11 protein-coding genes are annotated in these 15,045 nt (G+C 53.0%); 6 read left to right on the forward strand and 5 right to left on the reverse strand.

The features are described from left to right. Positions 1–2: 2 nt before the first annotated feature. Positions 3–962: a glycosylasparaginase gene (locus OGX81_RS11635; protein WP_012131290.1), complete on the forward strand. Its 960-nt coding sequence runs from the start codon at positions 3–5 to the stop codon at positions 960–962. Next, complete coding sequence (locus tag OGX81_RS11640) at positions 959–2,389, forward strand: leucyl aminopeptidase family protein (protein ID WP_104868359.1); 1,431 nt, start codon at positions 959–961, stop codon at positions 2,387–2,389. The genes OGX81_RS11635 and OGX81_RS11640 overlap by 4 nt, the downstream gene beginning before the upstream one ends. Positions 2,390–2,424: 35 nt before the next feature. Here OGX81_RS11640 and OGX81_RS11645 read toward each other — a convergent pair whose 3' ends face one another. The 4 genes from OGX81_RS11645 to OGX81_RS11660 form a co-directional block, all read right to left on the reverse strand. Continuing rightward, complete coding sequence (locus OGX81_RS11645; protein WP_213164963.1) at positions 2,425–3,126, reverse strand: DnaA inactivator Hda; 702 nt, start codon at positions 3,124–3,126, stop codon at positions 2,425–2,427. Positions 3,127–3,221: 95 nt separating this feature from the next. Beyond that, complete coding sequence (uraA, locus tag OGX81_RS11650; RefSeq protein ID WP_012131287.1) at positions 3,222–4,511, reverse strand: uracil permease; 1,290 nt, start codon at positions 4,509–4,511, stop codon at positions 3,222–3,224. A gap of 87 nt (positions 4,512–4,598) precedes the next feature. Continuing rightward, the gene (gene upp / locus OGX81_RS11655; protein WP_012131286.1) at positions 4,599–5,225 is read right to left on the reverse strand and encodes a uracil phosphoribosyltransferase; all 627 of its coding nucleotides are present in this window, start codon (positions 5,223–5,225) and stop codon (positions 4,599–4,601) included. Positions 5,226–5,407: 182 nt separating this feature from the next. After that, complete coding sequence (locus OGX81_RS11660) at positions 5,408–6,838, reverse strand: 6-phospho-beta-glucosidase (RefSeq protein ID WP_012131285.1); 1,431 nt, start codon at positions 6,836–6,838, stop codon at positions 5,408–5,410. Between the two features lie 292 nt (positions 6,839–7,130). Here OGX81_RS11660 and purM point away from each other — a divergent pair, with 292 nt between their 5' ends. From purM to ppx, 4 genes are all read left to right on the forward strand, one after another. Then, positions 7,131–8,168: a phosphoribosylformylglycinamidine cyclo-ligase gene (purM, locus tag OGX81_RS11665; protein ID WP_104868358.1), complete on the forward strand. Its 1,038-nt coding sequence runs from the start codon at positions 7,131–7,133 to the stop codon at positions 8,166–8,168. After that, entirely contained in the window at positions 8,168–8,803 is a 636-nt protein-coding gene (purN, locus tag OGX81_RS11670) for a phosphoribosylglycinamide formyltransferase (protein WP_104869114.1), read from the forward strand. The genes purM and purN overlap by 1 nt, the downstream gene beginning before the upstream one ends. 220 nt (positions 8,804–9,023) lie before the next feature. Next, positions 9,024–11,090 (forward strand): polyphosphate kinase 1, encoded by a 2,067-nt coding sequence (ppk1, locus tag OGX81_RS11675; protein WP_012131280.1) that lies wholly within the window; start codon positions 9,024–9,026, stop codon positions 11,088–11,090. Between the two features lie 4 nt (positions 11,091–11,094). Continuing rightward, a complete protein-coding gene (ppx, locus tag OGX81_RS11680) occupies positions 11,095–12,636 on the forward strand; it encodes an exopolyphosphatase (RefSeq protein ID WP_049008620.1) in 1,542 nt (513 codons plus the stop codon). Between the two features lie 7 nt (positions 12,637–12,643). Here ppx and OGX81_RS11685 read toward each other — a convergent pair whose 3' ends face one another. Next, the gene (locus OGX81_RS11685) at positions 12,644–14,893 is read right to left on the reverse strand and encodes a sensor domain-containing phosphodiesterase (protein WP_104868357.1); all 2,250 of its coding nucleotides are present in this window, start codon (positions 14,891–14,893) and stop codon (positions 12,644–12,646) included. Positions 14,894–15,045: the final 152 nt, after the last annotated feature.

The following is a 15,045-nucleotide window of genomic DNA, read 5'->3' on the forward strand; positions in this document are numbered from 1 at the left end:
CCATGTGGGGAATTATCGCAACCTGGCGAATGGCGCTTGAAGGTGTGGCGGAATCCGCGTCTGCACTGGCTGCGGGAAACCCGGTCGCAATGGCGGTGGTAGACGCCGTCGCAACCGTTGAGGACTTTCCGTTTTATAAATCCGTGGGCTATGGCGGACTGCCTACTGAAAATGGCGAGGTCGAACTGGATGCCGCCTATATGGACGGCGATACCCTGGCGTTTGGGGCGGTCGGGAATCTGGTGGATATTGCCAACCCGGTGCGCGTCGCACATGCGTTAAGCCGTCAGCGCTATAACTGTCTGCTGGTTGGCCAGGGTGCGCGTGAATGGGCACTGAGCCAGGGATTTGCGGATAAAACCATGCTCACCGACAGAGCCATCCAGCACTATCAAAAACGCTGCCGGGAGACGCTGGATAAAGGCTTAAGTCCATATAACGGCCACGATACGGTTGGCATTATTGGTCTGGATAAACTGGGGTCGATGAGCGTTGCCACCTCCACCAGCGGCCTGTTTATGAAAAAACGCGGACGCATTGGCGACTCTCCGGTTATTGGTTCCGGCTTCTATTGCGACAGTGAAGTCGGCGCGGCAACGGCAACGGGCGTTGGTGAAGATCTGATGAAAGGCTGCGCCAGCTATGAAATTGTTCGTCGCATGGCGCAGGGAATGACACCGCAACAAGCGGCTGATTCTGTCGTGTTTGAGCTGGAAGATAAATTGATGTCGCGATTTGGTCGCACAGGCGACCTCTCGGTGGTCTGCATGAACCGTAAAGGCGAGTTTGGCGCAGCCACTAACATCAAAACATTCTCGTTCGTTGTCGCTACCGCACGCCAACCGCTCACCGTATTTCGCGCCGAACGCCAGCACGAGAAAACCCATTATCACCCCGTCGATGAAGAATGGATGCAAGACTATGCCGCACGGATACGTGCTCCAGTCGAGGAAGAAAAATGATTTCATACCAACTGATTTGCTCACCCGCAGAGGTTCAACCACAAGGCCATCTTATCGCGCCTCCTGGCTGTTCTTTATTGCGGGATTCCGCTCTGCTCGCGGAAATGCGCGTACTGGCGCAAGATAAAGTAGCGGATACCCGCTTTGGCTGCGCGCCTTTTACGCGAATTACCCTGGTGCCTGATGCGCTCTGGCAGGACAGCCTGACCGAAGGCTTACTCAATGCGATACGACCGCTGCTGGCCTCGCCAGTCAGCGAAAATGTGCTGATTGATGTCACCGAAATAAACGACACTGTACTGGCGCTGCTGCTGCGTTTTCTGTTTAATCAGGCGTATACGCTCAATGATTTACAATTGAAAAAAACGGATGCCACCGCCACTCGCATCCGCCATATCACCGCGTTCTGCCTGCCAGAACAACATGAGAAACGTGAAAAAGTGTTCAGGCAGCAGCAGGCCATTGCCAACGGCATGGTCGCTGCAAGGCGGCTGGCGGATACCCCCTCCGATTGCTGTACGCCGCAGTTCGTGGTCAATGAGGCACAAACCCTGTGCGCCTCTTTTCCTGCGCTGCACTGTGAAGTCCTTGATGAAAAACAAATTGTTGAACAAGGCCTCGGACTGCTCCATGCGGTTGGCAAAGGAGCGACCTGTCCACCGCGTTTGCTTGCCATTCATTACAACGGCATAAATGACGGCCCGGTACGCTGCTACATAGGTAAAGGGATAACGTTTGATACCGGTGGCCTGTGGTTGAAAGAGGGCGCGGGTATGTACACCATGAAATATGACATGTGTGGCGCAGCCAACGTGTTGGGACTGCTCCTGACGGTTGCGGAGTTAAAACTGCCCGTACGCATAATGGGCGTACTGGCGCTGGCTGAAAACGCGATCGGCCCGAACGCAATGCAGCCTGGCAGCGTTGCTCGCGCCTGCAACGGTATGACAGTGGAAATCAATAACACCGACGCCGAAGGACGACTGGTGCTGGCCGACGCCATTGCATGGACGAGCCAACGACAACCGCAGGCCCGTTATATCATCGACATGGCAACCTTGACCGGTGCGGTGGTGAAAGCGCTTGGCTACGAACTCAGCGGGCTGATGACTCAGGACGATGCGTTAAGACAGGTGCTAACAGAGGCTGGACGGCAGAGCGGAGATGAAGTCTGGTCTTTACCTCTGGATGCACGACTGAAAAAGCAGACCGAAAGCGCCATAGCCGATCTCTGTAATACGCCGACGAACAATGCGGCAATCAGCGCTTCCGCAGCCTGGTTACTGCATCATTTTTGCCCGTCGGATATCCCGTGGGCACATCTGGACATTAGCGGTACGGCGCTATGGCGAGAAAACGGCAGAAGCGTCGCGTCCGGCAGGCCGATTCCACTGCTGGTTGAGCACTTACTGGAAGATATTGCCTGAGTTTTTTGCCCGGCCACCGGGCAAAAGCGACAGCGTTACAGCGTCAGAATCTCTTTAACGAACGGAATGGTGAGTTTACGCTGTGCGGTGATTGAGGCGTGATCGAGCTGATCCAGCGTAATAAATAGCGTACGCATCTCGCGATCCAGCCGCTTCAACAGAAAACGCCCGACATCTTCCGGCAGTTCAAACCCACGCAGTCTGGCGCGCAGTTGTAACGCCTGGAGTTTGTCTTCATCAGAGAGAGGTTGCAGCTTGTAGATTTGCCCCCAGTCCAGACGAGAAGCCAGATCGGGTAATCCCAGCTTTAACTGACGTGGAGGACGATCGCCGGTGATCAGCAGGCGCGTTTTTCCCGACTCAAGGATGCGGTTATAGAGATCAAAGATCGCCATTTCCCACAGTTCATCTCCGGCGACACATTCAATATTGTCAATACACACCAGCGACAAATGTTCCATGCCGTCAAGCACTTCCGGTACAAACCAGGTGCGCTTATCCAGCGGCACATAGCCTACCGCGTCGCCGCGTTGCGACAGTTCAGCACACGCCGCGTGCAGCAGATGGCTACGGCCCGCGCCTTCACGCGACCAGAGATAAATATATCCGCTATGTTCCTGACGCAGCACGTTTTGCAGTGCAGCCAGTAAAGAGGCGTTATCCCCCGGCCAGAAACTTGCGAAAGTTTCGTCGTCAGGAAGATAAAGTGGCAGAGAGAGCTGTGCCGGAGTGTTCAGAGATACCTCAATCCAGGATTCCATAAAATCGCGATGAGTTTACCACAGAATTCCATCACGATAGAACCGGGCAGCAGCACTGCCCGGTTTCAGGATTATTGCTGCGGCGTATCCGCGTCTTTCGCATCCAGCACCACTTCTTCCGGGCGCAGAACGCTGATCAGTTTGAAGATCAGGCTCAGGCCGATCCCAACGATGGTCGCCAGCGCCATTCCTTTCAGTTCCGCCGCGCCAATATGCACCTTCGCGCCGCTGACGCCGATGATCAAAATCACCGAGGTCAGGATCAGGTTCTGCGCTTTGTTGTAATCGACTTTTGATTCAATCAATACGCGAATACCGGATGCGCCGATCACGCCGTACAACAGCAGCGATACGCCGCCCATTACCGGCAGAGGGATTATCTGAATCGCAGCGGCCAGTTTACCCACGCAGGAGAGCAGAATGGCAAAAATCGCCGCGCCGCCGATAACCCAGGTGCTGTACACGCGGGTGATCGCCATAACACCGATGTTTTCACCGTAGGTGGTGTTCGGCGTAGAACCGAAGAACCCGGAAATCATCGTTGATAACCCGTTGGCAAACATCGAACGATGCAGGCCAGGGTCACGAACCAGATCCTTTTTAACGATGTTCGCCGTCACGACCAGGTGTCCTACGTGTTCGGCAATCACCACCAGCGCCGCTGGCAGAATTGTCAGAATGGCAAACCATTCAAAGCGCGGCGTATAGAACGTCGGCAGCGCGAACCAGTGCGCTTCGGCAATCGGCGCGGTGTCCACCACTCCCATTGCAAATGACAGCGCATAGCCTGCCAGCACGCCGATCAGGATCGGGATAATGGCCAGGAAACCCCGGAACAGCACGGAGCCAAAGACCGTCACCGCCAGGGTCACAAGGGAGATGGTAATGGTTTTGGTATCCGGGGATTGCCCTTCAGCAGGCAGCAACCCGGCCATTCCCGCAGCCACGCCCGCCAGTTCCAGACCGATAACGGCAACGATTGCGCCCATCGCCGCAGGCGGGAACATCACGTCCAGCCAGCCGGTCCCGGCTTTCTTCACGATAAAAGAGACCAGGCAGAACAGCACGCCGCACATGATAAAACCACCCAGCGCCACTTCATACCCCAGCGGCAACAGCAGCAGAACCGGCGAAATAAAGGCAAAGCTCGACCCTAAATATGCAGGAATTTTACCTTTACAAATAAAGAGATACAGCAACGTACCGATGCCGTTAAACAGCAGAACGGTAGCCGGGTTGATATGAAACAGGACTGGCACCAGCACGGTTGCGCCAAACATGGCGAACAAATGCTGCAAACTAAGCGGGATTGTCTGTAAAAGCGGCGGTCTTTCACTTACCCCGATAGCACGGCGCGTCATAGTGTTTTCCTCTGAGTGTTGTATGTTATGGGTGTTTTATTCAAAAAAAAGCCGACTCTTAAAGTCGGCTCTTTATTATTCATTCACTTACTTCGTACCAAAGATCTTATCACCGGCATCGCCGAGGCCCGGAATAATGTATCCGTGCTCGTTAAGTCCCTTATCAATCGATGCGGTGTACAGCTCAACATCCGGGTGCGCTTTCTCCAGCGCCGCAATGCCTTCCGGCGCAGCAACCAGCACCAGCACTTTAATGCTGTGGCAGCCTGCGTTTTTCAGCAGATCGATCGTCGCAATCATTGAACCGCCGGTTGCCAGCATCGGGTCAACCACCAGCGCCATACGCTCATCGATGTTGGATACCAGTTTCTGGAAGTACGGAACGGGCTCCAGCGTTTCTTCGTTACGGTAGATGCCCACCACGCTGATACGCGCGCTCGGCACATGCTCCAGGACGCCTTCCATCATGCCCAGACCGGCACGCAGGATAGGAACCACGGTGATTTTTTTACCTTTGATTTGTTCGATTTCAACCGGGCCATTCCAGCCGTCGATGGTTACCGTTTCGGTTTCCAGGTCTGCGGTCGCTTCATAGGTCAGCAGGCTGCCTACTTCCGAGGCGAGTTCACGAAAGCGTTTGGTGCTAATGTCGTTTTCACGCATCAGACCCAGCTTGTGTTTGACGAGTGGGTGTTTGACTTCCACGATCTTCATACTCTTCTCCTTTCCTCAGACGAGTGGCAACCACAAAAAAATCGCCGGATTATACCGCTTTTCCTCTCTGGCGCAACACAACGTATGCTTGACATGGATCAACCAAAGTGACATACGTCTGGAGAATGAGTATAAAACACGCCCCGCACAGATGGCGGGGCTGAATAACAACGCATTGAATCTTAAATATTTTCTCCGTTGTTTTTTATCACATTTTGATACCAGGCAAAAGATTTCTTCGGATGGCGCGCTAACGTCCCGCTGCCGTCATTATTTTTATCGACATAGATAAAGCCATAACGTTTTTTCATCTCGCCCGTCCCCGCCGACACCAAATCAATGCAGCCCCACGGGGTGTAGCCCATCAAATCAACGCCATCTTCCACAACGGCTTTTTTCATTTCACGAATGTGCGCTGCGAGATAGTCGATACGGTACCGATCGTCAACGGAACCATCTGCCTGCTGAATATCTATCGCCCCAAAGCCGTTCTCGACAATAAACAACGGTAGCTGGTAGTGATCCCAGAACCAGTTGAGCGAGTAGCGTAACCCCACAGGATCGATCTGCCAGCCCCAGTCCGACTTCTGCACATACGGATTGGAGACCAGACTTTTCGTTTCGTCGTAATCGAGCTGTGGGTTATCTGCGGTCGCTTTCGTGGCAAAAGACATGTAATAGCTGAAACCGATATAGTCCACACAGCCCTGTAACAGCGCCGCGCGATCTTCATCGGTGATATCCAGCGCAAAGCCCCGACGCGCAAAGTAGTTGAGGATATGCTGCGGATATTTCCCGCGCACATGCACATCCGTAAACCAGTAGCGACGGTGCATCGCGTTCATCGCCATCATCATATCGTCCGGCGCGCAGGTCAGCGGATAGATCGGACACATGGCGATCATGCAGCCAACCTGCAATGCCGGGTTGATCTCCCGCGCCGCTTTCACCGCCAGCGCGCTGGCGACCAGCTCATAGTGCGCCGCCTGATACATCACCGGTTCACGATCTTCGCCCGGCAGGTATTTCAGCCCCGAGTTGGTGAACGGCGCGAAATCTTCGTGATAATTGGCCTGGTTGTTGATCTCATTGAAGGTCATCCAGTATTTCACTTTGTGCTGATAGCGGGTAAATACCACTTTCGCGAAGCGCACGAAGAAATCGATCAGCTTACGGTTACGCCAGCCGCCATATTCCGTGACCAGATGGTAAGGCATTTCAAAATGCGACAGCGTAATCACCGGTTCAATACCGTACTTCAGACATTCATCAAACAGGGCATCATAAAACTGCAAACCCGCTTCATTCGGCTGTAATTCATCCCCCTGCGGGAAAATGCGCGTCCAGGCGATAGAGGTGCGAAAACATTTAAAGCCCATCTCGGCAAAGAGCTTAATATCGTCTTTGTAGCGGTGATAGAAATCGATAGCCTCATGGTTAGGATAATTTTTCCCGGCGATCACGCCGTCGGTAATTTCCCGCGGAACGCCATGCGCACCGGCGGTCATCACATCCGCCACGCTAATCCCCTTTCCGCCTTCCTGCCAGCCGCCTTCTAACTGGTGAGCGGCAACGGCGCCGCCCCACATGAAATTCGCTTTAAATCCAGACATACGTTTCCCTCATTGTAATTGCAATGTTAACGCCGCTACGCTGACAACCCGAAGCAAAACAGAAACCGGTTTCAGTACGATACTGTGCATAACTGGCGCAGGTTTCAAGCACGGTAATGAACCCGGTTTCATTTTCGTGGAGCAGTTCAAACAAATGGGTACACAACGGTAAAACGCTGAAAAATTCGGCAGATAAAAACGGATGCAGAGCAGGCTCGCAAACGTTTGCTTTCCCTGTTAGAATTGCGCCGAATTTAATTTTCACCGCAAGTAACGCGTGGGGACCTAAGCAGTGACCGACAAAACCTCTCTTAGCTATAAAGATGCCGGTGTTGATATTGACGCTGGTAATGCTCTGGTTGATCGAATCAAAGGCGTAGTGAAGAAAACTCGCCGCCCGGAAGTCATGGGTGGTTTGGGTGGCTTCGGCGCGCTGTGCGCATTGCCGCAAAAATATCGTGAGCCTGTACTGGTTTCCGGCACTGACGGCGTAGGGACAAAACTGCGTCTGGCGATGGATCTGAAACGCCACGACACCATCGGGATCGACCTGGTGGCGATGTGCGTCAACGATCTGGTCGTTCAGGGCGCGGAGCCGCTGTTCTTCCTGGATTACTACGCGACCGGCAAGCTGGACGTCGATACCGCCGCCAGCGTGATCAATGGTATTGCCGAAGGTTGTCTGCAATCAGGCTGCGCGCTGGTCGGCGGCGAAACCGCTGAAATGCCAGGGATGTATCATGGCGAAGATTACGATGTCGCCGGTTTCTGCGTCGGCGTGGTGGAAAAATCAGAAATTATCGACGGTTCCAAAGTGACCGATGGCGATGTGCTGATTGCCCTTGGCTCCAGCGGCCCGCACTCCAACGGCTATTCTCTGGTGCGCAAGATCGTTGAAGTCAGCGGTTGCGACCCGGAAAACACCGAGCTGGAAGGCAAACCGTTAGCCGATCACCTGCTGGCGCCAACCCGCATTTATGTGAAGTCCATTCTGGAACTGATTGAAAAAGTCGATGTGCACGCCATCGCCCACCTGACCGGCGGCGGTTTCTGGGAAAATATTCCTCGCGTATTGCCGGACAACACCCAGGCGGTGATTGACGAATCTTCCTGGCAATGGCCAGCCGTCTTCAACTGGCTGCAAACCGCAGGCAACGTCAGCCAGCATGAAATGTATCGCACCTTCAACTGCGGCGTCGGGATGGTGATCGCCCTGCCGGAAGCGGAAGTGGATAACGCCCTCGCCCTGCTGAAAGCAAAAGGTGAAAACGCCTGGAAAATCGGTATCATTAAAGCCTCTGATTCCGAACAGCGCGTGGTTATTCAATGATGAATCTTGTGGTGCTTATTTCCGGCAACGGAAGCAATTTGCAGGCGATTATCGATGCCTGCAAAGAGAAAAAAATCAAAGGCACCCTTCGGGCAGTATTCAGCAACAAGGCCGACGCGTTCGGCCTTGAACGCGCGCGTGAGGCCGGAATTCCGGCACATGCGTTAACGGCCGATCAATTCGCCAGCCGTGAAGCGTTTGACCGCGAACTGATGCGTGAAATAGACGCTTACGCCCCCGATCTCGTGGTGCTGGCGGGCTATATGCGCATCCTGAGCCCCGCGTTCGTCGCCCACTATGAGGGGCGTCTACTCAATATTCACCCTTCCCTGCTGCCAAAATACCCGGGGTTGCATACGCACCGTCAGGCGCTGGAAAACGGCGATGAAGAACACGGAACCTCTGTCCATTTTGTTACCGATGAACTCGACGGCGGCCCGGTTATTCTGCAAGCGAAGATTCCGGTCTTTGAAGGCGACAGCGAAGATGAAATTACGGCCCGCGTTCAGACGCAGGAACACGCTATCTATCCGCTGGTCATCAGTTGGTTTGTGGATGGCCGTCTGGAAATGCGTGATAACGCCGCCTGGCTGGATGGCAATCGCCTGCCGCCGCAAGGCTATGCCGCCGAGTAATAACATTCCCTCGCAGGACGGCGCCATCAGGCAATCCAACGTTTCAATGCCGGGTGGCGCGTCAACGCTTTATCCGGCCTACGCCTCAGGAATTCCCCTCATCTCTTTGCTTATCTGACGGTTTATTGTCATATTTTTCTGGCACAGTTGGACATCTGAGCGCAATGCTCGCCATAATAATCAGGCAGTGTCCCGTGAATAAAACGGAGTGTGAGTTGTAATGGGTCAGGAAAAACTATACATCGAGAAAGAGCTAAGTTGGTTAGCGTTCAACGAACGCGTGCTCCAGGAAGCTGCGGATAAATCAAATCCGCTTATTGAACGCATGCGCTTCCTGGGCATCTATTCCAATAACCTTGACGAGTTCTATAAAGTTCGTTTCGCCGAACTGAAACGTCGCATCATAATCAGCGAAGAACAGGGTTCTAATTCTCATTCTCGCCATCTGCTAGGTAAGATCCAGTCCCGGGTACTAAAAGCCGACCAGGAATTCGACAGCCTGTACAACGAATTGCTGCTGGAAATGGCGCGTAATCAGATCTTCTTAATCAACGAACGCCAACTGTCGGCCAACCAGCAAAGCTGGCTGCGGCATTATTTTAAACATTACTTACGCCAACACATCACGCCAATTCTGATCAATCGCGAAACGGATTTAGTTCAGTTTCTGAAAGATGATTACACCTATCTGGCCGTAGAGATTATTCGCGGCGATGCTATCCGCTACGCGCTGCTGGAAATTCCATCCGACAAAGTGCCGCGTTTTGTGAATCTGCCGCCGGAAGCGCCGCGTCGCCGTAAGCCGATGATCCTGCTGGATAACATTTTGCGCTACTGCCTGGACGACATCTTCAAAGGCTTCTTTGACTACGACGCGCTGAATGCCTACTCAATGAAGATGACCCGTGATGCCGAATACGATTTGGTGCACGAGATGGAATCGAGCCTGATGGAGCTGATGTCCTCCAGCCTGAAACAACGCCTGACCGCCGAGCCGGTGCGTTTTGTTTATCAGCGCGATATGCCAAACGCGCTGGTGGAAGTGCTGCGTGAAAAGCTGACCATCTCCCGCTACGACTCCATCGTACCCGGCGGCCGGTATCACAACTTCAAAGACTTCATTAGCTTCCCCAACGTGGGCAAAGCCAATCTGGTGAACAAGCCGCTGCCGCGACTGCGCCATCTCTGGTTCGATAAAGAGAAGTTCCGCAACGGGTTCGACGCCATTCGCGAGCGCGACGTTCTGCTCTATTATCCGTACCACACTTTCGAACATGTGCTGGAATTGCTGCGCCAGGCCTCCTTTGACCCCAGCGTGCTGGCGATCAAAATCAACATCTACCGTGTGGCGAAGGATTCACGCATCATCGACTCGATGATTCACGCCGCCCATAACGGCAAGAAAGTCACCGTGGTGGTAGAATTGCAGGCGCGATTCGATGAAGAGGCGAATATCCACTGGGCGAAGCGGCTGACCGAAGCAGGCGTACATGTGATCTTCTCGGCGCCAGGCCTGAAAATTCACGCCAAACTGTTCCTCATCTCGCGTAAAGAAGGCGATGAGGTGGTGCGTTATGCGCACATCGGCACAGGGAACTTCAACGAAAAAACGGCACGCCTGTACACCGACTATTCCTTACTGACCGCCGATGCGCGTATCACGAACGAAGTCCGTCGCGTGTTCAACTTTATCGAGAACCCTTACCGCCCGGTGACGTTCGACTATTTGCTGGTCTCTCCGCAGAACTCACGACGCCTGCTGTACGAGATGATCGATAAAGAAATCGCCAACGCCCAGCAAGGTCTCCCCTCCGGCATTACGCTGAAGCTGAATAACCTGGTGGACAAGGGGCTGGTCGACCGTCTGTACGCCGCATCCAGCTCGGGTGTGCCGGTCAATCTGCTGGTTCGTGGGATGTGTTCGCTGATTCCAAATCTGGAAGGCATTAGCGACAATATCCGCGTGATCAGTATCGTGGATCGCTATCTCGAACATGACCGGGTTTATATTTTTACCAACGGCGGCGATAAGCAGGTGTATCTTTCCTCCGCTGACTGGATGACGAGAAATATCGATTACCGTATCGAAGTTGCTGCGCCGCTGCTCGACCCGTGTCTTAAGCAACGCGTGCTGGATATTATTGACATCCTGTTTAGCGACACGGTAAAAGCCCGCTACATAGATAAAGAACTGAGTAATCGCTACGTGCCGCGCGGAAATCGTCGCAAGGTGCAGTCGCAACTGGCGATTTACGACTACATCAAATCACTCGAGCAACCTGACTAACGCTATGCCAATACATGACAAGACACCCCGGCCGCAGGAGTTCGCGGCGGTCGACCTCGGTTCGAACAGTTTTCATATGGTCATTGCCCGCGTGGTGGATGGCGCCATGCAGATCATCGGTCGGCTGAAACAGCGCGTACATCTGGCGGATGGTCTCGGCGAAGACAATATGTTAAGTGAAGAAGCGATAGAACGCGGGTTAAGCTGCTTATCGTTATTCGCCGAACGCCTACAGGGATTCTCCCCGTCAAGCGTGTGTATCGTAGGCACCCATACCCTGCGCCAGGCGCTGAACGCCACCGATTTTCTGAAGCGCGCGGAGAAGGTCATCCCCTACCCGATCGAAATCATTTCCGGTAACGAAGAAGCCCGCCTGATTTTTATGGGCGTGGAGCATACGCAGCCGGAAAAAGGCCGCAAGCTGGTGATCGATATCGGCGGGGGTTCGACGGAGTTAGTCATCGGTGAAAACTTCGAGCCAAAACTGGTCGAAAGCCGTCGCATGGGGTGCGTCAGTTTCGCACAAATCTATTTTCCTGGCGGCGCCATCAGCCCGGAAAATTTCCAGCGCGCCCGAATGGCCGCTGCGCAAAAACTGGAGACGTTAACCTGGCAGTTCCGCATTCAGGGCTGGAACGTCGCGCTGGGCGCGTCCGGCACCATCAAAGCCGCCCATGAAGTGCTGCTGGAAATGGGTGAGAAGGACGGCTTCATTACGCCAGAACGGCTGGATAAACTGATGGCGGAAGTGCTCAGGCACCGCTCCTTTGAAGCGCTGAGCCTGCCGGGTCTGTCTGAAGAGCGAAAAGCGGTCTTTGTTCCGGGTCTGGCCATTCTGTGCGGCGTTTTTGATGCGCTGGCAATCCGCGAACTCCGCCTTTCCGACGGGGCGCTGCGCGAAGGCGTGCTGTACGAAATGGAAGGCCGCTTCCGTCATCAGGATGTGCGCAGCCGTACGGCCAAAAGCCTGGCGAATCAGTATAACATCGACAGCGATCAGGCCCGGCGCGTGCTGGAAACAACCATGCAGATGTATGAACAGTGGCAGATGCAACAGCCAAAGCTGGCGCATCCGCAGCTGGAAGCGTTACTGAAGTGGGCTGCAATGCTGCATGAGGTGGGGCTGAACATCAACCACAGCGGCCTGCACCGCCACTCTGCCTATATTCTGCAAAACAGCGATTTGCCGGGTTTTAACCAGGAACAGCAACTGATGATGGCGACATTAGTCCGTTATCATCGTAAAGCCGTTAAGCTGGATGACTTGCCCCGCTTTACGTTGTTCAAGAAAAAACAATTCCTGCCGTTGATTCAGCTATTGCGCCTGGGCGTTCTGCTGAATAATCAGCGCCAGGCCACCACAACGCCGCCAACGCTACGGCTTAAAACTGACGACAATCACTGGACGTTGCGCTTCCCGCATGACTGGTTTAGCCAAAACGCGCTTGTCCTGCTCGATCTGGAAAAAGAGCAGCAATACTGGGAAGCGGTCACGGGCTGGCGTCTCAAAATCGAAGAAGAGAGTTCGCCCACTATCGCGGCGTAATTTCGCCTCAGGCACCAGACAATGGTGCCTGTACCTCTTCCAGCGTCGCCGCCAGCGGCCTGGGCTCGCCAAGCAAATAGCCCTGAAGGTAATCGATCCCCAACGCGCTCACCGCGCTACGAATTTCTTCGCTTTCCACATATTCCGCCACCACTTGCATATTCTTCATTCGCGCCAGATGGCAAATGGACGCCACAATCTGGTAATCGAGACTGTTAGAGACGATATTGCGAATAAAACTGCCATCGATCTTGAGAATATTCGCGCTCACATTTTTCAGCCGCGCATAACTGGCATAACCGGTTCCAAAATCATCAATCGCTATCTGGCAACCTAACTGTTGCAACTGTGACAACGTTGCCTGACCCTGTTCGGCATTGGTGAACGCATTGCTTTCGGTCACTTCAAAGATCAGTTGCCACGCTTCAACTTCGTACTGGCTCAGCAGGTTACTGACATCAATCGGAAACAGGGCGCGGCATACCGACGTTGGTGACAGATTGATGGCAAAACGGTGGGCTGGCAGCTTATCCCGGTTCTGCGCCATAAAGCGCAGGGTATTTTCAATCACCCACAGATCGATGCTGGACGACAGGCCAAATTCGTGAGCAACGGGCAGAAAACCATCGGGATTGATCATGCCGCCATTATCGTCTTTCAGTCGCAGCAGTATTTCATGGTAAACATCGCCGCGAATACCTGAAATCGGCTGCGCCATCAGGCAAAAATGATCGTGCTCCAGCGCATACTGCAAGCGGTTCATCATCGCCACTTTATCTTTCAGGTCCCGCTGCAAATGCATTGCGCCACGCCGCTGCATATTCTCCGGTTTGTTGGTCATCAGGGAAAGATCGGCGATGGTGCTTAATTCGCCTAATAACAGATAGATATGGCTGACCGGAGAGCGCACATAGCAGTAGCTGACCCCAACCTGCGGCTGGAGCGGCATATCATCCCACATGAAACGGAATTGCTTGATATGGTTGTCCAGCGCTTCAATACGCTGTTGATGCGACTCCATATTCAGACGCAGAATCAAATCATGCCCCGACAGCTGATACACGCATTCACCGGGCGCCAGCAAGGTGTTTATCCAGTGGGAGAGCTTTTGCTTGTACTGAATCCGCAGCATAACGCCATAGTTCTTCCCCAGTAATTCCAGGCCGGGCACGCGTAAAAAACAGAGTGCTGACCAGGGCGAATTTTTCAGCGCGCGATTTAACGCCCGCAGGTTAGGCAGATGCACGACGGGATCAAGATACGCGAGCCGACGCGCCCGACCGCTGACGATTCTCTGGCGCGTCGCCAGCACCGCCATATAGCTCACAATAAAAGAGAAAACCAGGTAGCTTGAAGACGTAATAGTGAGTTGTGTGTCATACCCGGAATAATAAGGCATGTAGCTCTGGTAATAATGAATTGCGGTAATGAGAACAGCCGACCATATCAGCGAAATAAATCGATAACCGTAGCGCATCGCTCCCCATAGCATTACCGGCAATAATAATGACAAGGTATAGTTAGTGCTAAATATTGAACTATTTTCATTCAATGGCATGCAAAGCATTGTCATGAGCAATGTCAGCACGAGTAACCAGATAACAACCTCTTTCTTTGTGACTTTCTTATCAAACTGTTGTTTCAGTTGCGCATAATATCCACGCAGATATAGCGGATTGCGGACAGTGCGAATAATAAAATAACACAGCGGAACGCCGATAAGATTTCCCACCAGCAAAGCCTGATAGTTAATCAATGTATTGATATTAAAAGGCATTACGCCCATCATGCTTGATTTGCTCGCATACATTCCCAGGAAGGCGGCAAATTGAAAGAGCACCAGAAATAACGTCGCCGGGCAAAACACCTGCCAGAACATCCGCTGAAACATCAGATGAGCATCGCCATGAGACACCTGATTGCGCCGGGGAGTAAACACGCGATACCCGCCCCAGCAGAGCACGACCGGGATAATGAAATGCCCGATAATGGAGAGCGTCTCATACAATCCCACTATCGGATAGCGATTCCAGAAGATTGCGACCGCAATGCCCGGTAATGCCGCCCAGTCAAAAAATGACATCAGGCTGATAGTGAATGCCAGAGGAAGGTAAAAAAGCGTGACATTACCGGAACCCGTATTGGTATGTGCGTAGGTATTGGCAATGCTTAATATGGGCAACAGCAAAGAGGGTAAAATGAGAGGCAGCACCCACCATTTATCTCTGATTTTGATATAGGTCTGATTTAGTTTCATAGATGCTCAGCAAAAACCCTCGCTTCCTGCAAGGTGCTTCAGACAGGCATCCCACCTGACTTTAAAATAATAATAAAAACAACGTCACAATATGTGTCTTGATTCTAGTTATCAACGGGAAGCAACATTTGATATATATCAATCAATTTCCT

This window comes from Citrobacter sp. CK206 (assembly GCF_030333125.1).
GTDB lineage: Bacteria > Pseudomonadota > Gammaproteobacteria > Enterobacterales > Enterobacteriaceae > Citrobacter_B > Citrobacter_B koseri.